This window comes from Halomonas sp. CnH100-B (assembly GCF_024124605.1).
In the GTDB taxonomy this organism is placed as follows: domain Bacteria; phylum Pseudomonadota; class Gammaproteobacteria; order Pseudomonadales; family Halomonadaceae; genus Vreelandella.
Genome location: NZ_JAMXRX010000004.1, coordinates 221925 through 241922, shown reverse-complemented (window position 1 = coordinate 241922; position 19998 = coordinate 221925). Strand labels below are relative to the sequence as shown.

17 protein-coding genes and 1 tRNA gene are annotated in these 19998 nt (G+C 56.9%); 12 read left to right on the top strand and 6 right to left on the bottom strand.

Going from position 1 to position 19998, the window contains the following annotated elements; genetic code table 11:
• Window positions 1–3 precede the first annotated feature (3 nt).
• Window positions 4–453, top strand: coding sequence for a carboxymuconolactone decarboxylase family protein (locus NH398_RS10730; RefSeq protein WP_253018490.1), 450 nt, complete (start codon window positions 4–6; stop codon window positions 451–453).
• On the opposite strand, the gene NH398_RS10725 is transcribed toward NH398_RS10730, so the two are convergent.
• Genes NH398_RS10725 through NH398_RS10715 form a run of 3 tightly spaced genes read right to left on the bottom strand, consistent with a single transcriptional unit; the run spans window position 420 to window position 3198 of the window.
• Window positions 420–1679 carry a TRAP transporter large permease gene (locus NH398_RS10725; RefSeq protein WP_253018488.1) on the bottom strand — a complete coding sequence of 420 codons (1260 nt, stop codon included), beginning with the start codon at window positions 1677–1679 and terminating at the stop codon, window positions 420–422. The genes NH398_RS10730 and NH398_RS10725 overlap by 34 nt on opposite strands.
• The gene (locus NH398_RS10720) at window positions 1676–2200 is read right to left on the bottom strand and encodes a TRAP transporter small permease (protein ID WP_253018486.1); all 525 of its coding nucleotides are present in this window, start codon (window positions 2198–2200) and stop codon (window positions 1676–1678) included. Before NH398_RS10720 ends, NH398_RS10725 begins: the two co-directional genes overlap by 4 nt.
• Entirely contained in the window at window positions 2200–3198 is a 999-nt protein-coding gene (locus tag NH398_RS10715) for a TRAP transporter substrate-binding protein (protein WP_253018484.1), read from the bottom strand. The genes NH398_RS10720 and NH398_RS10715 overlap by 1 nt, the downstream gene beginning before the upstream one ends.
• A 157-nt stretch (window positions 3199–3355) precedes the next feature.
• Here NH398_RS10715 and NH398_RS10710 point away from each other — a divergent pair.
• Window positions 3356–3432, top strand: a tRNA-Arg gene (locus NH398_RS10710).
• A 161-nt stretch (window positions 3433–3593) separates the two neighbouring features.
• Here NH398_RS10710 and NH398_RS10705 read toward each other — a convergent pair.
• From NH398_RS10705 to NH398_RS10695, 3 genes are read right to left on the bottom strand one after another with little or no spacing between them, the layout of a single operon-like run.
• Window positions 3594–4634, bottom strand: a complete 1041-nt coding sequence (locus NH398_RS10705; protein WP_253018482.1) for an ABC transporter substrate-binding protein — start codon at window positions 4632–4634, stop codon at window positions 3594–3596.
• On the bottom strand, window positions 4634–6031 hold the full coding sequence (locus tag NH398_RS10700; RefSeq protein ID WP_159343407.1) for a sensor histidine kinase: 1398 nt from the start codon (window positions 6029–6031) through the stop codon (window positions 4634–4636). The genes NH398_RS10705 and NH398_RS10700 overlap by 1 nt, the downstream gene beginning before the upstream one ends.
• Window positions 6028–6696, bottom strand: coding sequence for a response regulator (locus NH398_RS10695; protein WP_253018480.1), 669 nt, complete (start codon window positions 6694–6696; stop codon window positions 6028–6030). Before NH398_RS10695 ends, NH398_RS10700 begins: the two co-directional genes overlap by 4 nt.
• Before the next feature lie 139 nt (window positions 6697–6835).
• Here NH398_RS10695 and NH398_RS10690 point away from each other — a divergent pair, with 139 nt between their 5' ends.
• From NH398_RS10690 to NH398_RS10645, 10 genes are all read left to right on the top strand, one after another.
• Complete coding sequence (locus NH398_RS10690; protein ID WP_159343405.1) at window positions 6836–7828, top strand: tripartite tricarboxylate transporter substrate-binding protein; 993 nt, start codon at window positions 6836–6838, stop codon at window positions 7826–7828.
• Window positions 7825–8274 (top strand): tripartite tricarboxylate transporter TctB family protein, encoded by a 450-nt coding sequence (locus tag NH398_RS10685; RefSeq protein ID WP_159343404.1) that lies wholly within the window; start codon window positions 7825–7827, stop codon window positions 8272–8274. Before NH398_RS10690 ends, NH398_RS10685 begins: the two co-directional genes overlap by 4 nt.
• A 12-nt stretch (window positions 8275–8286) precedes the next feature.
• A complete protein-coding gene (locus tag NH398_RS10680) occupies window positions 8287–9792 on the top strand; it encodes a tripartite tricarboxylate transporter permease (protein ID WP_253018474.1) in 1506 nt (501 codons plus the stop codon).
• A 94-nt stretch (window positions 9793–9886) separates the two neighbouring features.
• Window positions 9887–10942, top strand: a complete 1056-nt coding sequence (locus NH398_RS10675) for an AbrB family transcriptional regulator (protein ID WP_253018473.1) — start codon at window positions 9887–9889, stop codon at window positions 10940–10942.
• Between the two features lie 325 nt (window positions 10943–11267).
• Entirely contained in the window at window positions 11268–11474 is a 207-nt protein-coding gene (locus NH398_RS10670; RefSeq protein WP_159343401.1) for a cold-shock protein, read from the top strand.
• A 640-nt stretch (window positions 11475–12114) separates the two neighbouring features.
• Window positions 12115–13854 carry a methyl-accepting chemotaxis protein gene (locus NH398_RS10665; protein ID WP_366070433.1) on the top strand — a complete coding sequence of 580 codons (1740 nt, stop codon included), beginning with the start codon at window positions 12115–12117 and terminating at the stop codon, window positions 13852–13854.
• A gap of 122 nt (window positions 13855–13976) precedes the next feature.
• The gene (locus tag NH398_RS10660; protein ID WP_253018471.1) at window positions 13977–16094 is read left to right on the top strand and encodes an EAL domain-containing protein; all 2118 of its coding nucleotides are present in this window, start codon (window positions 13977–13979) and stop codon (window positions 16092–16094) included.
• A 108-nt stretch (window positions 16095–16202) separates the two neighbouring features.
• Window positions 16203–18173, top strand: coding sequence for a diguanylate cyclase (locus NH398_RS10655; protein ID WP_253018470.1), 1971 nt, complete (start codon window positions 16203–16205; stop codon window positions 18171–18173).
• 352 nt (window positions 18174–18525) lie between these two features.
• The gene (locus NH398_RS10650; protein WP_253018469.1) at window positions 18526–19083 is read left to right on the top strand and encodes a response regulator transcription factor; all 558 of its coding nucleotides are present in this window, start codon (window positions 18526–18528) and stop codon (window positions 19081–19083) included.
• 205 nt (window positions 19084–19288) lie between these two features.
• Window positions 19289–19972: a response regulator transcription factor gene (locus NH398_RS10645; RefSeq protein WP_253018467.1), complete on the top strand. Its 684-nt coding sequence runs from the start codon at window positions 19289–19291 to the stop codon at window positions 19970–19972.
• Window positions 19973–19998 lie beyond the last annotated feature (26 nt).

Here is a 19998-nt window from a genome sequence, read left to right as displayed (position 1 = left end):
GTCATGACGTCAAACAGTGATGCTTCAGCAGAGCGCTCTTTGCAGAGCAAGCGGGATGCGCTCAACCCCGATGGGTTAGCCACCCGCCGCGAAGTGTTAGGGGATGAGTACGTCGACGCCGCGTTGGCTCAAGCCGATGAGTTTGGCTGGCCGATGCAGGAGCTAGTGACGCAGCAGTGTTGGAACGATATCTGGAACCGTCCTGGCCTAGAGCGGCACACCCGCAGCCTGATTAACATTGCCATGCTGGTGGCCTTGAACAGACCCCACGAACTCAAAGTACACGTACGTGGGGCGCTGAATAACGGCTGTAGCGAAGAGCAAATCCGCGAGGTGCTGTTGCAGTGCGTGCCCTATTGCGGCTTCCCTGCCGCGATAGATGGGCTACGCACGGCCCGCGAGGTGATTAACGCGGCGCCTCAGCCCGACCAGCCCAGCAGTATGGGCACGTAAACCACCAGCAGCAGCACGCCAATCAGCCCCAACAAGTAGGGGATAATGGCGCGGGTAATCCGCTCAAGCGGCAGTTGGGTAACGGACGATGCCACGTACAGGTTGATCGCGACGGGGGGGGTAATCATGCCAATCGATAGCCCCACCACGATGATCAGCCCGAAGTGGATCGGGTCGATGCCCAGCTGCAGCACCAGCGGCAGCAGCACCGGGGTCAGAATGATCAAAGCGCTGGCCGTTTCGATAAACACCCCGGTCAGCAGAATCACCGCTACTACCAGCAGCATAATCACGTAGGGGTTGGTGGAGAGCGACAGTACCGCCTGGGCAATCGCGCCGGGCACCTGCCAGCTTGAGAGCGTCCAGCTCAGCACCGCCGACATAGCAATCACCAGCATGATCACCGCCGTGGTCATCGCTGAGCGAATCAACAGCTTATACACCTGGGGCAGAGTTAAATCCCGATACACAAACAGCGACACCAGCAGCGCGTAGTTCACTGCCACCACAGCCGCTTCCGACGGCGTGAAAATCCCCGAGAAGATACCCCCCAGAATAATCACCGGCGTCATCAGCCCCCAGCTGGCCGCTTTTAACGTGCGCCAAATAGTGGCCAGTGAGAGCGGCGTACCTTTCGGGTACTTGCGTTTATACGCCTGAGTAATCGCAATGGCCATGAGCGCTATACCCATCGCCAGCCCCGGCAAAAAGCCGTTCAAAAACAGTGAAGACACCGACTGCTGGGCAATCACCGCGTAAATAATCATCGGCACCGACGGGGGAATCACCACGCCAATGGTACCGCTGGCGGCAATGAGGCTAGCCGCTGAGGCGGGGTCGTAGCCTTTGCGCTTAAGCTCTGGCACTAGGCTTGAACCCACCGCTGCGGTAGTAGCCGCACCGGAGCCGGAAATAGCCGCAAAGAACATGCCCGCCATGACCGACACCACCGACAGCCCGCCGCGCATAAAGCCCACCAGGGAATCGGCAAAGCTCACCAGCCGCTCGCTGACTTTGCCCTGGGCCATTAAATCCCCGGCCAGGATAAACATCGGAATAGCCACCAAGGCAAAGGAGTTAATGCCCTGGAACATCTGCTGGGTGACCACCATCAGCGGCACGCCGGATTGATACAGCGCGTACAGCGAGCTGGCCCCAATCGCGAAGGCAATCGGCACGCCCAGCAGCATAAACAGAAAGAACAGCCCAAAGAGTACCAGCGTCATAGCGGCTCCTCCTGGTCGGCGGCGGTGGGCTCACCGTTCACCAGTACCTCGATCATATCCACCAGGGCGTACCATGCCATGATGCCCGCCGCGAGCGGCATCACCGCATACACATAGGTCATCGAGAGCCGCAGCGAGGCGGATTTCTGGAAGCTCTGCACCTGCATATAGCGGTAGCCAATCACGATCAGCGTGATCATAAACGCCACCACAATCGCCAGCGCCGCGAGCCTGGCCAGCTTACGCAGCGGCAGTGGCAGGGCATCCACCGCAAAGGTGACAGCAATATGCCGACCGCGCTGAAACGCCAGCGTGCCCGCTAAAAAGGTGATCCACACCAGCAGAAACCGCGCGACCTCTTCGGTCCAGCCCACGGCGCTGAACAGCACCCGCGAAACGATCTGTAGCGTGATTACGCCAATTAAAGCCGCCATGCCCGCAAACACCACGGGCTGGATGATGGCATCCAGCCCGCGTTCAATGCGTTGCAGCAGCGTCAAAAGAGGCTGTGCAAACGACATCACTGTTGCAGCGCCTCCTGGATACGCGGCAGGTAGTCACCGAACTGCTCGCCGTACTTCTCATACACCGGCGCAACGGCGGCTTGGAAGGCTTCCATATCCGGGGTGTCGTTAATTTCCATGCCTGCTTCGCGCAGTGCTGCCAGCTGTTCGGCTTCCATATCCGCGTTCACTTGGCGCTCATGCTCGGCGGCTTCCTGGGCGGCTTCTTCCAATACCGCTTGGGCGGCTTCGGGGAGCTGGTTCCAGGCGGGCATGCCCATCACAAAAATCGCCGGGGCGTAGGTGTGGCGAGAGAGCGTCATGTAGGTCTGGGTTTCATCCAGTTTGAACGAGTGGATCACGTTCACCGGGTTTTCCTGGCCGTCGATGGTGCCCTGCTGCATGGCGGTGAGCGCTTCGGTCCACGCCATCGGAATCGCGTTGGCACCCAGCTCGCGGAAGGTATCGGTGTACACCGGGTTTTCCATCACGCGAATGCGCAGGCCATCCAGGTCTTCTGGGGAATTTACCGCCCGCTCGCTGTTGGTCAGGTTACGGAAACCACGCTCGGCGTAAGCCAAGCCTTTCAGGTTCACGTCCGCCAGCTTATCCAGCAGTTCCTGGCCGATGGGGCCATCCAGCACTTCATAGGCGGCTTCGGGGGAGGGGAACAGGAACGGCAGTTCAAACACCGCCATCTCTTCCACAAAGTTGGCCACCGGCCCGTTGGTAATCACGCCCATATCTACGGTGCCAATCTGCATGCCTTCCAGCAGCGTGCGCTCATCGCCCAGCGAGGCGTTGGGGAAGATCTCGATATTCACTTTGCCATCAGTGCGCTCTTCCACCAGCTCTTCAAACTTGGTGGCAGCAATATGGAAGCCATCCTGCTCGTTGACCACGTGGGCCAAACGCAGCGTGACCGGGTCCATATCCGCAAAATCGTTGGCGTTCGCGGCGCTAACCAACGCCAGTGAGATGCCCAGTGCCAGCGTACTACGTGCAAATATTTTCATTTATTATGTTCCCAATATGACCAAGGGGGGGGTTAAGAGGTACAAAAGTGCCCCCAGAGCATGCACCACCGCAGGGAAAACGGTCAATCACAAGGCGGCCTAAAACCGCCCCGCCGCTAGACACAGCCCGCCCACCCGGGTACGATACGCACCCAAAGCGCCCGTAGCTCAGTTGGATAGAGTGTCGGCCTCCGAAGCCGAAGGTCGCAGGTTCAATTCCTGCCGGGCGCGCCAGAATTTCTTATAAAGCCCACGATGTTGATCGTGGGCTTTTTGGTTTTTGAGCGTTCGTCTTAGTAATAGGCATTCAGTAACTTCAATAATGAAATATATTTCATCTTCCCCGATCGCGTAAAAGGCACGACTTCAAGCTAGCTACGTTTCAGCGATAATGTTTAATGGGGTCCCTCATGGGAACGCTCAAACTCACGTTCCCAGCGTGCCATGAAAGCACGGCGACGTTGAGGGTCGACGAAGGCAAGCACCGAAGCATTAAGCGGTATGGGGTAGAGGCGGTCGCCGACTTGGTCGCGGAGTCGCTGTGCCGTATAGGGGCCTATGATGTCGGGGCGGACGCTGAACAGTGGGGTTTGCGCTGCGAGTACACGTTGACCATCTCGGCTGAGCAGGAAGTTCATGAAGGCTTGCGCCGCTCGAGGATGGGGCGCATCACGGTGGATAAAGCCGGTTCGCATCACGACCAGGGCGTAATCCTGGGGAACCTGGACGACCACCTCGGGATGTTCTTGGGCCCACACCATGGCATAGGAACCCAGCAGGTTATAGCCCAGCCAGTAGCGTTCTTCCGATAACCCCTCAAGCATCTTTCGGGTATTGGGTTCGAGGTTTGTATCGTTCGCGCCTAGTGCGGTGACCAGATCCCAAAATCGGTCGGTATAGCGGGCATCTTGCTGAAAGAGCGTGTAGCCGATCCCGCTTTCTGACGGCGAATAGGTGGTGACCCTGCCTTGCAACGTATCGCTTTGGGTATCCAGTAGACGCTGTAAATCCGCATGGGTTTGTGGCGGCAGCATATGGCGCGCTAAATCGAGCCGGTAGGCCATGACGATCGGCTCGAAGGTAAACCCAAACACCTCATTACGCCATTTCGCCCATTCGGGCCATTCGTTGGCCAGCTCGGAGTCCAATCGTTGGGCGTAGCCTTGATTGATGCGGTTCATCTGCCAAGGCATGGCGGAGCTGATCACCACATCGGGCGGCGGGTCGGCCGCCACGACTAAGCGATCCACTTCCAAAGTGCTCCGGTCACGGTAGCTCAACTCGATGCCCGGGTGGGCCTGCTCGAAAGCGGCCAGCAGCGGTGCGACTATCTGGCGGTCCAAGGCGGCTTCGACCACGAGTGGCGTGGCGGCCTGACTGGGTATGGACGCAAGCGAACCCCACGCCAGTAGGGCCAGTACCCATACGCGCTGCATTACACTTGCTCCTCTGCCTTTTGAAAGTGCACTTCGATGCGTAGTCCGTGGGGGAGGCGCTCTTTGATCTTGAGCGTGGCCGCGTGACGTTGAACAATGTTATCCACAATGGCAAGGCCCAGCCCTGAGCCGTGAGTATCTTGACGCCCGCCGCGTTCGAAAGGCTGTAGTAATCGGTGCCGCACCTCCTGCGCGACTCCAGGGCCATTATCGTCGATGTACAGCACGAGCCAATCGCCGTTGGCGTAAAGGCCTAGCGTTATTTCGCTACCCGGTGGCGTATAGCGCAGCGCATTATCGATGAGATTACCCAACAGCTCGCGCAGTGCCCAGGCTTGCCCCTGCACGATCATCGGCTCACGGGGCAGCTCGGCGAGCCCCAAATCATGCCGAACGGCCATTTCGCGCTGGGCCCACTCGAGCACACTGTCGCGGAGTAGTGCGCAGAGGTTGATCGGTTGGAACTCGTCTGCCTCTTCCATGTGGCGAAGCCGCGCAAGGCTAAGCAATTGACCGGCTAATCGGCTTGTACGCTTTGCGCCGTCATGCACGTCAGAAAGTGCGCGATACCATACGTCGGGATCATGACTTTGCAACGCCAGTTCGCTGGTACTTTGCAGACCCGCCAGCGGCGTTTTGAGCTGATGACTAGCGTCGGCTGTAAAGCGTAGTAAGTTTTCGCGGCTTTTGCGCTGTCGGCTAAACAGGGTATCCAGTGCTTCGACCATCTCGCGCAACTCTTCTGGCACTTTAATATTGAGGGGGCGCATATCGTCGGCTTGGCGCATCCTCAAGCGATGACGCAACTGCCGCATCGGTTTTAATGCCACCCGCATCGCCAGCAGCATTAAGATAGCGGCCAGCAGTACCATCGCGACGAATCGAAGGATCGCGCGCTCGAAGAGTTCGTGGGTCAAGACGCGTCGCCCTTCAGTCGTATGACCGACCCATATCTGTACCGGGTCTTGAATGTCCCAACCAGCCGAGTCGTACTCACGCCCATGCAGCCGCCACCGCGTGCCAGCCTGCGTCGTATTCCGCCAGATCGGGGCGGTTGCCGCCGCGGCCTGATCGGCCTTGGGAATGACGATGTCGAGGTTATCTGAAATACGTCGACCGTCGTGGTCGAGCACGGTGTAAAAGACCCGCTCTTGATGGGAGGTGGCGAGTATCTGCAGCGCGGCGAGGGGAATCCGGACGATAGGAACGCGGCCTTCCCATTGAACCGCGTCGGCTACTGTTAGCGCGGCCGCGGCAAGCTGGCTATCGTAAGCGCGTTCGGCGGCGCGCTGTGAAGAGCGATAAGCTTCCATCAGCAGTAACGTACCCAGCCCGGTCACCATCACCAATAGCCAGACAGCCAAATGTGCCTTTAACGTGCCAGCCACTTGGGTCACGTTAACGTTTCCTCAAGCCGATAACCCAGACCACGAAACGTGCGGATATGTAAACTGCTGCCCTGAAGACGCTTGCGTAACCGGCTAACGTATACCTCAAGTGCATTAGAGCCGACATCACCAAAACTGAATACCCGGCTTTCTAGCATATCGCGTGGGGCGATACTGCCAGCGTGCAGCAAAAGACCTTCTAGTAAGCGTCGTTCGCGTCGGGGTAATTCAAGCATCACCCCATTGAGCGTCGCCGTTCCCGCCATTGGATCAAGGCACAAAGGGCCTAATATTAGCCGATTATCGTTACGCTGTTGGCTGCGGCGTAGCAATGCGCGTACGCGGGCCTCAAGCTCCGCTACCGAAAACGGCTTGGCAAGATAGTCATCTGCGCCTAAATCCAACCCTTTGACACGATCTTCAATGCTGTCTCGTGCCGTCAGGATCAGGATGGGCGTTCTATCACCCCGTTCACGCAACTCACCCAACAGCTCAAGACCGTTGCCATCAGGCATGCCGAGGTCGAGCAATAGCAAATCGAAATGGTCATTGCGTAGCGCCGTGCGTGCGTCCTTGAGCTTGGAAAAAACGTCGACGCTATTACCCAGCGGCGTTAGCGCATTATCCAGCGAGCGGGCGATCATCGGGTCGTCTTCGACGATGATTAGACGCATATGACTAAAGTCTCAAAAGGTGATCAGGTAAATGACAGGTTGATGAAAGGTTGTCTGCCTAACATGGCGAGGGTCGTTCCAGTATGACCGGGTTCAGGCTTTCCTGCTCCCGAATACAATAAAACAACAGGAGTTCGTCATGAAGCTCAACTCAACCTTACGTTACGCCTCTGGCCTCGCTTTGATGAGTAGTGCCTTGTGGGTAGGGCAAGTACAAGCGCAAGCCATTCCTGACTCCACCGAGTGCATCGCACCCGCTAAACCTGGCGGTGGCTACGACTTGACGTGTCGCCTAGCGGCTAACGGCCTTCAAGAGACGGCATTAGTCAGTCGGCCCATGATGGTGAGCTACATGCCAGGCGGTATCGGCGCAGTGGCTTATAACCATGTCAACGGCGTGCGTACGGATGACCCCGGCCTTATCGTGGCGGCCAGCACCGGTGCTGCGGTGAACCTTGCGCTGGGCAAGTTTGGCGAGTACGACGCTGATGAGGTTCGCTGGCTAGGGGCTTTGGGGGTGGATTATGGCGCGATTGTCGTCAGTGCCGATGCGCCTTGGCAGAGCCTGGGCGAGCTAATGACGGACCTGAAAGAGAATCCGAACGAAATCGCTTTCGGTGCCGGTGGCACTGTCGGCAGCCAGGACTGGATGAAGGCGGCCCTGATTGCGAAATCGGGTGACATGTCACCCAGAGACCTCCGTTACGTGGCCTTCGAAGGCGGTGGTGAAGCATTGGCGGCCCTGTTAGGCAACCACATACAGGTATTCACCGGCGACCTGTCCGAACTGAGATCACAGCTCGAAGGCGGGACCATCCGCGTTTTGGCAGCGCTTTCCGAAGAGCGCATGGATGGCCCTTACGCAGAAATTCCGACCGCGGCCGAACAGGGCTACGACGTGGAGTGGCCGATCTGGCGGGGATACTACATGGGGCCGGAAGTCAGTGATGAAGCGTACCAGGCGTGGGTCGAACGCATGCAGCAATTGGCGGAAGACCCCGTCTTCGCCGAGCTACGTGAAGCGCGAGGCTTGTTCCCCATGGCGCGGTTCGGTGACGACTTCGATCGGTACGTACAAGAGCAAGTTGCCGAGTTTAAAGGTTTAGCCGAAGAGGTAGGTCTGACCCAATGAAAATCGCCGCCGACCGAATGCTGGGTATTGCGCTCATCGGTCTGGCGGCGTTCATCGCCGTCCAGGCCATGCAGCTAAAAACCACTTTTAGCTACGAACCCGTGGGCCCCAAGGCCTTCCCGATAGTACTCGCCATCGTGTTGGCGCTGCTTTCATTGGTCATGGTCTTTAGACCGGGCCCGAATGGTGAATGGCCTCATAAGGCGCTGGCCCTTCGGCTACTGCTGGTCCTGGCGTTGCTGTTGGCCTATGCCGTGCTATTCACACAACTGGGATTCATCGTCTCATCGCTACTGACAGTCACCGCGCTGGCAAGGCTATTTGGTGCCTCCTGGGTGAAAGCACTGATGACCGGCGCCCTCATGTCGGTAGTCGGTTATTTTCTGTTTACCACTGCCCTCGGGATCAGCTTGCCCTCTGGCTACTGGTTCGCCTCCTTTCTTTAAAGGGTTGCTACGATGTTCGATTTCCTTATCGACGGGTTTGGTGTTGCGCTAACCCCGCTCAATCTAGGCTTGGCGTTGCTGGGTGCGCTGCTAGGCACGCTGTTTGGCGCGTTGCCAGGCATTGGCCCCATCAACGGCATTGCGATTCTCATGCCGCTTGCCTATACGCTAGGGTTGCCCGCTGAGTCGTCGCTCATTTTGTTGGCCGCGGTCTACACCGGCGCCGAATATGGTGGCCGCATGTCGAGCATTTTGCTCAATGTCCCGGGCGACGCCGGAGCGGTCATGACGACCTTGGATGGCTACCCATTGGCGCAGCGAGGTCTTGCAGGCCCTGCGCTTGGGCTATCAGCCGTGAGCTCCTTCATTGGTGCGACCATTGCGATTCTAGGTTTGACGCTATTTGCGCCGCTGCTTGCCAAGGTGGCAGTGCTGTTCGGCCCGGCAGAGTTTTTTGCCCTCATGGTGTTCGCGTTTTCGTCCATGTCGGTGATGATGGGTAAAGACCCCATCAAAACGGCGATTGGCGCCGTCCTCGGGATTTTGATTGGTACTGTCGGCATTGACTCGGGCAGCGGTGTATTGCGTTACACCTTCGGCATGCCCGAACTTTACGACGGGATTGATTTCGTCGTAATGATCATCGGTTTATTTGCCATTAGTGAAATTCTGTTGATGCTGGAACATGCCCAGCGTCAAGATAACGACGGGGAACTACCGGTTCTCGGGCGTGTCTTCGTGCGCCTCAAGGAAGTGTTGTTTTGTAAGGGGGCCATCATCCGCTCGGGACTGATCGGTTTTATCATCGGAGTGCTGCCGGGGACAGGTGCTTCTGTTGCTGGGGCCGTCTCTTACACGACTGAAAAGCGACTCTCCGATAAGGACAATACCTTTGGCACGGGTGATATGCGCGGGTTAGCTGCGCCGGAGTCGGCCAACAATGCAGCGGCGGTGGGCTCTTTTGTACCCATGCTCACCTTAGGCATTCCAGGCTCGGGTACGACGGCAGTACTGCTGGGTGCCTTAATGCTCTATAACATCACGCCTGGCCCAATGATGTTCACCGAGCGCCCTGAGGTTGCCGGTGGTCTTATCGCTTCCCTGTACATTGGCAATATCGTTTTGTTGATGCTCAACTTGCCGCTGGCTGGTGTCTTCGCTCGCGTCCTGACTATTCCTCGTTGGGTGCTGGTGCCCGCCATTGCGATCTTGGCATTCGTGGGCGTGTATCAACTTCACTCCGATCTGTTTGCTATTTACTTGATGCTGGTCATTGGCGTATTTGGCTATTTATTGCGCAAACTGGGCTTCTCTTTAGCACCCGTCATCCTTGGTTATGTATTGGGTGGCTTGATGGAGCAGAACCTGCGTCGCGCACTCTCCATCAGTGGGGGGGATGTAGGCATCCTCTGGCAGTCGGGAATCTCATTGGGGTTGTGGGTGGCGGCGGTACTGCTTTTGGTACTTCCCTGGTGGATACCCAAGCTGCTGACCACCCGTCAACCCAGTACCCACTAACGACATTGCTGGCTCGACAATATCACCCTTCTCGCCCTGGGCCGTGTCACGGCGCCAGGGCGCTTGTCGTTGTAAACAAATAAGATGACAAACGATGCAACCACGATACTTGGAACGATGTAGACGTTTTCTACCCACACTAACCCTTGGATTGGCCGGCGGTGGGCTGGCTTATTGGTGTCAATTACCGCTTCCCTGGCTGTTGGGTGCCATGGTCGCTACTACGGTAGCCGCGTTAGCGGGTGTGCCGTTGCAGTCGCCAGGCAAAGGTCGCCAGGGGGTGCTGGTCGTCATAGGGGTCATGCTCGGTTCTGCGTTCACTGCTGACATGACCGGAGAGGTGGCCGCGTGGGGCATCAGTCTGGTGATCATGCTGGCAGCGACGGCCGTCATGATGATCTTCTCAGTATGGTTCTCGCGGAGGATAGCGGGGCACTCCTGGGAAACGGCGCTTTATGCAGGTGTGCCTGGTGGCGTGTCTGCCGTGACCGGGATGGCACTCTCGTCGGGCGCAGATTTGAGAATCATTGGCATAACCCACGCCGTGCGTATTTTGGTCCTGCTAGTGGCTATTCCACCTGTTTTACAGTTTATCGGTCATATCGACATAAGTAACGCCTCGGTTGCCGCTTCGCAGTGGCTTTGGATGCCGGCTTTTTCTGACATCGTGTGGCTGTTGCTGGCGGGCGTCATCGGTGTGTGGTTGGGCAAACGTCTTCATCTACCGAGTCCCCTGCTGTTTGGTCCGGCGCTCGTCTCCGCCGCACTACACTTCTCAGGCATCACGCATGCTGCTGTTCCCCCTTTGGTCATTGCGTTTGCACAGGCTGTCATCGGTATCTCGGTCGGGGTGCGTTTTGCGGGTGCCCCGGTTAGCGAGGTAGGCGTTGCGATGCTTATGGCGTTCATTCAGGCTCTGGTGTTACTGATGCTGGCAATTTTCGCTGCCTGGGTCGGGCATTGGCTGACTGGTTACTCTGCGGCGGCGGCACTGCTCGCTTATATGCCGGGCGGTGCCCCCGAACTCAGCTTGGTTGCATTAACTCTCGGTATCGAGCCTGCCTTTGTAACCACTCACCATCTCCTGCGCATCACGCTGTTGGTACTGTTACTGCCTTTACTGCTGCGCCGTTTGGTGTCTAATGCTTAGTGCTTGACAGTACTAAGAGCAGACAGTGCCTTCTGTGATGTTATAGGCGTCTATCTCTATCACGCTAAGCGACTTGGCAGGCGGGAGCGAGTGCTAAAAACGTCGTGTTTGTTGCTTTCAAAGCAACAGTGGCCAGGCATCGCGTGGGGGGGGCGCTTGACGTCCTGCTTTGAGAAGCGCAGACTGCCCTTCGTTGGTTAGCAAGTTGCACGTTGTCAGCTGTATCGAAGCATTTAGCGTTTGAGCCTGGTGAAAGTTTCTTGTTGTACCCAATGTAACTCGGGTATTTCCCGGCATTTATTTCGCTAAATCGAGGATTTCGATCATGGCAACTGGTACCGTAAAGTGGTTTAACGACGCAAAAGGCTTCGGCTTTATCTCTCCTGAAGCGGGCGGCGACGATCTGTTTGCTCACTTCTCCGAAATTAAGGCTGATGGCTTTAAATCCCTGCAAGATGGTCAAAAGGTGGCTTTTGATGTCACGCAAGGGCAAAAAGGCCTTCAGGCATCGAACATTCAAGTGATGGATTAATCACATAGATTGAATGTTAGCAGCCGGCTTAGCCGGTCAGCTTTAAAAACCCCGCTTATAGCGGGGTTTTTTGCGTTTGCGGTACCGACGATGACCGCCAAGGCTTACCTTCACAGGTAGGGTAGTGGTGGCAGTTTGCTAGGCAGCCTCGGCAGGGTAGGCGGTTCGCAGCGGGCGGTGAAGTAGAAGGCGTCGGGGTGGTCATGGTCATCGGTCTCTCGTATGAGTGTTGCTATGCGTCGCCAGTCAGACATCTGTATCAGTAAAAACCCTGATCGACGTTGGTGGTAGAAGAAGATGAAGGAGGTGTGGCCTAGTCGGTATAAGCTTAGCGCTAAACGAGAACGAGGGTATAAATATTCTAAAATTCCGCTAACGTATTGATTTTCAAGGTAATAGCGATAATTTCAAGAGGGGTTTATATTGCTTTTTAATATAAGTATTTTGATTATTAGATGATTTTTATCGTTTCTCTCGTCGAAGAATATACATAGTAACCACAATTGACCTCTTGGGGGCTAAGTAAAATAATAATACTTATAACGTATAAAAAATAGGACCAAAGTATGCCTTTCGTCCTTCTCCGTGTTCTCAATCAAAAAGAATATTCTCTGAGCGTCCATTGGCGTTAAGCCAATGAATGCCTCTGCTTAAACACACGTCTCTTCAAAGCGCAGGCGTGCTTGTCTATTGCTATAAACTTATGAAAGGGATCAGGGTGATGAGAAACATACGTATCCAGCACAGTTTAACGGCTGCCATGACAATATTGATTATTATGGTAATAGTCATTAGCGCGCTTGCGATTAACGCCTCGCGTAATAGTTTGAGTGACATTAATCAAATGGCTGAATTGAGTGCTGATCAAGTCAATTCGGCCAACCGTATGGAAGTCAACCTCATGGAGATGCGACTACGGCTGTCGCGCTTCGTGGATTACAGCACTGAGGGAAACCCTGAGGCCGCCACGGCGCTCGAACAAACCCGCGAGAGCCTGGAGCGGGCCGAGCAGCGGTTTGCCGAGCTGACGGCCTACAAGATTACCGAAGCGCAGCGTCGCTATCCTTACTTCACGGACGTCGTGGAACGTTTCAATGAACTGGTGACTACCTCGCTTAAAAATGCCGTGGCTGCTGGCAACGTCGCGCAACTGGCAGAAGAAGAGCGTCGTTTGGAAGCAGGCGCGGGTGCCATGACCGAAGCCACCCGTGCGTTTGCCCGTTTTGCAGAGCAGTTAGCCGAAGAGATGCAGAGTGAGGCTTCCACCGCGAGTCAACGCATCATCTGGACCGTCGTCGCGGTGTTAGTGCTGTCTCTGCTGCTGTTCGTGGGGCTGCAGGTGGGCATGCGTCGTTTGATCGTTTCACCACTACGTCGCGCCGTGACGATCTGTGAGCATATTTCTCAGGGTGACCTGACCAGCACGATTCATGACGAAGGTAATAACGAAGTAGGTCAGCTGTATCGCGCCATGAGTGCCATGCAGACCAAGCTCACCGATATGATGGTGACGCTGACACACACCAGCCAAATGGTGGCGAACAGCGCCCGCGAAATTGCCAGCGGTAGCGAAGATTTGGCCTCGCGTACCGAAGAGCAGGCCAGCGCCTTGCAAGAAACGGCGTCCAGCATGGAGCAGATGTCCTCCACCGTTACCCATAACAACCAGACGGCTAGCTCGGCCAGCGAGCTCACCATGACGGCCTCACAGCGGGCAAGTCACGCCCGTGAAGAGGTGCTGCAAACCACGGCCCTCATGAGCGAAATGGAGCAACACTCCAAGCACGTGCAGGACATCATTCAAGTCATCGAAGGCATTGCCTTTCAAACCAATATTCTGGCGCTGAATGCTTCAGTAGAGGCGGCCCGCGCGGGCGAGCATGGCCGTGGGTTCGCGGTCGTGGCAGGCGAGGTGCGCAAGCTGGCCACCAAGACCTCGGAGTCGTCTGGGCAAATTCGCGGCATCATCGATGCTATCGCCACGCGTATCAAAGAGGGCGCACAGCAATCTGCGCGGAGCGGCGAGGGAATCGAGAGCACCGTGGCCGCCGTGAAGCAGGTCAATGACCTTATGAAAGAGATCGCGCTGGCGGTGAATGAACAAGAAAGCGGCATTAATCAGGTTAGTACCGCCATTACCCAGATGGACTCTGCCACCCAGCAGAACGTATCGCTGGTGGAAGAGACCAGCACATCGGCGGCATCGTTACAGGAGGAAGCCGATCGGCTAGCGGCGTTGATCGCCACCTTCAAGCTCAGCACGACCGCGACTCAGCCGCGCCAGCAAGCGATGGCTCCTGCGGTTGCGTCAACGTCTGCACCGTCATCGGTACCCGCTGCTCGCCGGGCTGCGGCCACGGATGATTGGGAAACGTTCTAACACCCCAGACGCCGACATGACCTCTACGACGGCACGGCCGTCGTAGAGGCGTGGCGTATGGCTCGCCGTTCATTGCTGTCTGTTGTGAATGCCTTTTGTGATTTAGCACCGTGGATACGTTTGTGAAAATACCGTTCTTGGCCAGTACCAAGGAAAAATCTCTCACCTTTCGCACGCAGGCGGTGTCGTTGTACGCGAAGGCGCGCTATCACTCGCTGTTTACCTATCACCCAGATGGGATTTGCGAGCTGGACCGTGATGGCCGCATCGTACACAGCAATTTGGCGGCATCCCGCATCACCGGGAAAGCGGCGGACGAGTTGGCGGGGATGGCGTATCGTCGGCTGCTGCATCCAGAGTCCTTCGCGGTCGCGCAAGCGGCCTTTGAAGCCACGCTAAACGGCGAGCATCAGTATTACCAAGCGCTTTGCGTGGGTTGCCAAGAACCCGTGCAGCTCGACATTAGCCACGTTCCCATCATCGCGGACGACCAGTTGATAGGGGTGTACGCGATCTTTCGTGACATTACCCAGCGCAAAAAAGATGAGAGCGAGCTGCGCCTGCTCAAGCGTGGGATTGAGGCAAGCCCTAACGGGGTGGTGATGGCCGATGCGACGCAGCCGCACTTGCCACTGGTGTACGTAAATAGCGCGTTTACCGAGATTACCGGCTATACCGCTGACGAGGCGCTGGGGCGCAATTGCCGGTTTTTACAAGGCGAGGATACCAATAGAGAGGCCATCGAGACGATGCGGCGTGGCATCGCGCAGCATCAGGACGTTCAGGTGCTGCTACGTAACTACCGCCGGGATGGCAGCCTGTTTTGGAACCAGCTATCGGTCAGCCCGGTGTTCGACGAGCACGGCCTGTGCACACACTTCATCGGTATCCAGCAAGACATTACCCAGCAGCGCGATCAAGAAGCGCGGCTGGCCTATCAAGCCTCCCACGACCCGTTGACAGGGCTGCCGAACCTTGGGGCGCTGCAGGCACGCTTGGAGAACGGTTTTCAGCAGTGCCTCCAGCAGGCGCAGTCGATGGCGGTCCTGCATCTCGACCTCGACGATTTCAAACCGGTGAACGATGCCTTAGGGCACGGGATGGGAGATCTGCTGCTGAAAACGGTCGCGCAGCGCTTGCTGGATACCGTGCCAGCTGGTGCCCACGTGGCCCGCTTGTCCAGCGATGAGTTCGTCGTGCTAGTGGCTCCTTTCCAAAACGAGCACGACGTCATTGCGCTCGCGGGGCGGCTATTGACCGTCATTGCGCAGCCTTTCACGCTCTATCAGCACTGCTTGCACATCAGCGCCAGTATCGGCATTGCGTCGAACAAAGGTAGCGTGACGAAACCCCACGACCTGTTGCACCACGCCAGCCTTGCCATGGAAGACGCCAAACGTCAGGGGCGCAATACCTGGCAGTGGTACTGCGGTGACTCCATCGACAATATCGCCGAGCACGTCATCATTCGCCGTGAGCTACAGGAGGCGATACAACAGCAGCAGTTCGAAGCGTACTACCAGCCCATCGTCGATGCGTACAGCGGCTGTGTGCGCAGCGTAGAGACGTTGATTCGCTGGCACCATCCCACCAAGGGGCTAGTCTCGCCTGCGCTGTTCATGCCCATCGCCGAGCAAACCGGGCAGATCATCGCCATCGGCCGTTGGGTGTTGGAGCGTGCCTGTCACGATATTGCCCAGCTGAATGCCACGCGAGAAACGCCGCTGGCCGTGGCGGTGAATATCTCCCCCATGCAGTTTCGCCGCAGCGGCTTTATGGATGAGATCAAAGCCGCCCTGGCTAACAGCGGTCTGCCGCCCGCCTTGCTGGAGCTGGAAGTGACCGAGGGGACGCTGATGTCGAATACCGAACAGGCGGTGGCGCTGTTGAACGATGTCCGCGATTTGGGCATCAGCGTGGCGTTGGATGACTTTGGAACGGGCTTCTCCAGTTTGAGCTACCTGCGTGATTTGCCGATCAGCAAGGTCAAGCTCGACCGGCTGTTCGTCAGTGGGATTGCCCAAAATGCTAAGAATGCCGCGATCGTTCAGGGGGTGATCACCATGGCGCACCACTTGGAACTGGCCGTGGTCGCCGAAGGCATCGAAACCAAAGAGGAGCAGCGCGACCTTCAGCAGCGCCAGTGCAACTTGCTGCAAGGGTACTACTTCTCCAAGCCGGTGCCGTTTGATGTATTGACCCAGCTACCGCCGGTGCTCAACCCGCCCTCACAACCCTAACGATTGCGCCAGTGCGCTGCTAAATGATATCGGCAGCGCGATATGACCTCCTAATAACAGTAATGAGAGCCCGCGTTTGCGACAGGCTCCAAGACAGGAAATACGCCAGTGTCACTGCGCCGCTTAACTACTCGCTTGCTGTTGGCCGTGAGCGTTCCGCTTATTTTAGTAACGGCCATGCTGTTGCCCGTGCTCCATGTGCACATGGAGACACGTGTCGAGAGCCTTCATACCGAGGCGCGGGCCGTGTTGAAGGCAGGCCAGGAAGCGTTGACGCGCGACATCAATGAAAGTCTGAACTCCGTGCTGGCCATTGCGGAAATGCCCGCGCTGCGGCACTACCTTGCCACACACAATGCGCCGCCACTGCTCGAGCCGGGCTATCCGCCAGGCGATCTGACCCAGCTCTCCCGTTTTCTGGATACCATCATCAGCCACCACCCGCGCTATACCAAACTGGTGCTGATCGACAATCAGGGCCATGAGGTGTTGCGCGCGCCACAGAGCGTGGCGCCCGGTGCCCATGTCAGCGGCCGCCGTCACCAGGAGATGGATTACTTTCAAGAAGCCAGCCAACTGCTGCCTAGAGATCTGTATCTCACCCCTCTCGGGCGAGACCTTCACTACGAACTGCTCGATGGCGAGATCATCCCCGTCGTGAACGTCTCGACCCCGGTGTTTGACGCGGCTGGGCGCCGTCAAGGAGTGGTGCTGCTCAGTCTCAACTGGCGGTATCTCACCAGCGGCCTGCAGCAGGCGATGCGGTTGGGGCACGAAGGTCATAGTCTGCTGGTGAATGCCCAGGGACAGTGGCTATTGAACAAAGCAGCGCTGCCCCAGGGAACGGCGCACTTTGGCGAGACGCTGGCGACATTGGCGCCCGACTACTGGCAGGCGATGGCACAACGCAGCGAAGGGTTCGTCAATGCGGATCGACAACTGCTCTATTTTCAGACAGAAGATATTCGCACCCAGCGCTATCGTAGCTTGGCAGGCAATATCTATAGCGAGCATGCGTACTACCCCTGGAAACTGGGGGTGCTGTTGCCCACCCCCTCTTGGATGTCGCTGATCGACGAAGAGACGACCGTGCTGTGGTTCTTACTGTTGATCTACGCGGTGGCGGTGGCGTTTGGCATGCTGTGGGCCATCAGCAGCCAGCGGCAGCGAACGCTGCGCCGGGCGGCTCAGCGGCATGCCATTGAAGTGAGCGATTTGTACGAAAACGCCCCCTGCGGCTACCACTCGTTGGATGATGCTGGGCGCGTGGTCAAGATGAATCGCACCGAGCTGGCCTGGCTAGGTTACTCGGCCGATGAAGTCCTCCAGCGCATGGCGTATCGTGAGCTCATCACACCCGAGACACGACCGGCATTCGATAAAGCGTTTCAAGACGTGCTGGAGCACCAGTCCGGTAGTGCAGAGTGCAGCCTGCTGACCCGCAGTGGTGAACAGCGCCATGTGATGATTCAAGCCTCTGCCTATCGTCGTGGTGGGCGGTTCGTGCACTCCCGGGCGACCGTGTTCGACCTGACCGAGCGTAAAAAGCTGGAAGAGAAGCTGCGCGAACAGGCCATGACCGATCCGCTCACCGGGGTGTTTAACCGTCGCTATCTTCAGGCACAGGCAGCCATTGAGATCGCCCGTTCGCGTCGCCAGGACTATGCCATTGCGCTAGTGACGATTGATCTCGACCATTTCAAGCACATCAACGATGAGTATGGGCACGATGCCGGTGACGACGTACTGCAGGCGTTTACCCGCATCGTTTCCGGGTTACTGCGTCAAGAGGATCTGCTGTGCCGCGTGGGGGGCGAGGAGTTTGCCATCTTGCTGCCCACGACGCCGCTCTCTCAGGCCGTACAGGTGGCGGAACGTATTCGGCACACCGTGCAAACCACGCCCTTCTCCGTGCATGAAGGAGCGCTCGAGCGAACGCTATGGCTCACCGCCTCGCTAGGAGTAACGTCGGTATCGGTCGAGGAAACCTCGCTCAAAGCCGCGCTAAAGCGTGCCGATGTGGGGCTTTACCGAGCCAAAGAGTCGGGGCGCAATCGGGTCGAGGTCAACGATGACTGAGCGCGAGCGTTGAAAGTAGGCTGGTGTGCGAATAGTTCCCTGATGAAATAAAGCCTACACCGTCTTATGTTCCACTAAACTGCTCTTAACTTAAGTCTAAATCTCGGCGTGTCTTCGCTCATGCTTTAAACTATAAGCGTATTTAAGGGCTGATCAGTCAGCCGTGTTTTTAATGTCGACTCAGGGTTTTTATGTAGAGAATGACCTGATCCAATGTCGATAACGGTTAACCCAGCCAACTTACGCTCATGAACAATAAAAGCGGGCCAAGATATTCACTTTAGCAAGTACAGGGAGCGTTCTAACCGGCAGGGCGCGCCGCAAGATAGTCAGGTTTTGGGAGAAGTGCGCAATGAGTTCGCACAGCAGTGCTGGGGCAACGATTAGGGTCGTCGTCGTCAATGAAAGCGGCTTCATACGAGAAGGGCTGTGCCGTGTCCTCGAGCGTTTCCCACAGGTCGATGTCGTGGCCAGCGTGCCCTGCCCGCATCTGTTGGATGCCATTACGGCGGCGTTACCGGTCGATGTGGCCCTGATCGATGCCCAGTTTCCCAGTCAAACCAGCGTCGAGGTCATCAAGCGGCTGCGTAACGTTGGTTTGGATACGCGGGTGGTGATCATTTCCGTCAACCCAAGCGTTGACGAGGTCAAGCGCGTCTTTCAGTCAGGGGCTCACGGTTTTTTGCTGCGGGAGGCGGGTGTTGACGAGCTGGAAGTCGCCCTTCACGCTGCGGCTAAGGGGGAGATGTTTTTGTGTCCTACCATTTTGAAGCGGCTGTTTGGTCGCCCAGATGTCGGTACGCTGTTGCATAGAACCAGCGCATCGGCAAACGCTCCACAAACCCTTGATGCACTCCACGACATGCTTGAAAAAGCGCTGCGCCTGGGCATCCTGGAATCGGAACGATAATCAGGGTTTTTGCTTATACTGCTTTGCAGGTCAGTGAGTTAACGTGCGGGTCAAATAAGCTTAGTTAGTTGCTTGTGGCGGGTTTTCCTTACGTTTGTGTGACGAGGTGTGCCGACGTTCGACCGGTACCAAGATAACAATGGACCCGTGCTTGCGAGGGGGTTCTACAGCAGGTTTTTACCTTGTCAAGGTTTTGGCATATTCCATGAAACGTTCAGATAATACGACTCGGATATTACTGGCCGATGAGCATCGGCTTGTGCGTTCCGCGATCAGTTCCTTGATTGAAACCTTCGACAAGATGACCGTGGTGGCAGAGGTCGGGTCTGAGCAACAATTGATAAGCGAAGTCGCCAACCAAGACATGGACGTGGCGCTCATCGACGCAGCCGTTGTGTCCTTGAAAGGGGTTGAACTGCTGGCACAGCTCACATCGCTGTGTCCCACGCTGCGCATCGTCATTCTCTCCAGCTACTCCAGCGATAGCTACATACACCGTCTTTTCGAAGCGGGTATATGCGGCCTCCTGCATAAGAACGCCGACGTGGCGGCGTTAGAGGCCGCCATTCAAAAGGCTGCCCGGGGCGAGCAGTTCATGCTGACGGCCATGGAGCCTGAGCATTTCGTTAGTGTGGCGTCATGGCTGGGCGTGAAGACGCCCCATGACAACCCGCTCACCGCGCGCCAGTGTGAGGTGCTGCAGCTGGTGGCCCAAGGGTTTCGCAGCAAAGCGATTGCCGATCAGCTCAATGTCAGCATTAAAACCATCGAAACACATCGCGCCGACATTATGCGTCGACTGGGCGTCCGTCACACGGCGGGCCTAGTGCACGAAGCCATTCGTTTGGGATTACTGGCGTCTCCTCACGATACCGGTGAGTCCGTCTAGGCGCGGGCAGTCACGTTTTCATGTAG

Bases quoted from the DNA above. Each gene is read 5' to 3' on its own strand.
- NH398_RS10665 (WP_366070433.1), top strand. From the start codon at position 12,115: ATGCCTCTGCTTAAACACACGTCTCTTCAAAGCGCAGGCGTGCTTGTC.
- NH398_RS10705 (WP_253018482.1), bottom strand. From the start codon at position 4,634: ATGCAGCGCGTATGGGTACTGGCCCTACTGGCGTGGGGTTCGCTTGCG.
- NH398_RS10685 (WP_159343404.1), top strand. From the start codon at position 7,825: ATGAAAATCGCCGCCGACCGAATGCTGGGTATTGCGCTCATCGGTCTG.
- NH398_RS10645 (WP_253018467.1), top strand. From the start codon at position 19,289: ATGAAACGTTCAGATAATACGACTCGGATATTACTGGCCGATGAGCAT.
- NH398_RS10725 (WP_253018488.1), bottom strand. From the start codon at position 1,679: ATGACGCTGGTACTCTTTGGGCTGTTCTTTCTGTTTATGCTGCTGGGC.
- NH398_RS10720 (WP_253018486.1), bottom strand. From the start codon at position 2,200: ATGTCGTTTGCACAGCCTCTTTTGACGCTGCTGCAACGCATTGAACGC.
- NH398_RS10675 (WP_253018473.1), top strand. From the start codon at position 9,887: ATGCAACCACGATACTTGGAACGATGTAGACGTTTTCTACCCACACTA.
- NH398_RS10695 (WP_253018480.1), bottom strand. From the start codon at position 6,696: ATGCGTCTAATCATCGTCGAAGACGACCCGATGATCGCCCGCTCGCTG.
- NH398_RS10715 (WP_253018484.1), bottom strand. From the start codon at position 3,198: ATGAAAATATTTGCACGTAGTACGCTGGCACTGGGCATCTCACTGGCG.
- NH398_RS10690 (WP_159343405.1), top strand. From the start codon at position 6,836: ATGAAGCTCAACTCAACCTTACGTTACGCCTCTGGCCTCGCTTTGATG.
- NH398_RS10680 (WP_253018474.1), top strand. From the start codon at position 8,287: ATGTTCGATTTCCTTATCGACGGGTTTGGTGTTGCGCTAACCCCGCTC.
- NH398_RS10650 (WP_253018469.1), top strand. From the start codon at position 18,526: ATGAGTTCGCACAGCAGTGCTGGGGCAACGATTAGGGTCGTCGTCGTC.
- NH398_RS10670 (WP_159343401.1), top strand. From the start codon at position 11,268: ATGGCAACTGGTACCGTAAAGTGGTTTAACGACGCAAAAGGCTTCGGC.
- NH398_RS10730 (WP_253018490.1), top strand. From the start codon at position 4: ATGACGTCAAACAGTGATGCTTCAGCAGAGCGCTCTTTGCAGAGCAAG.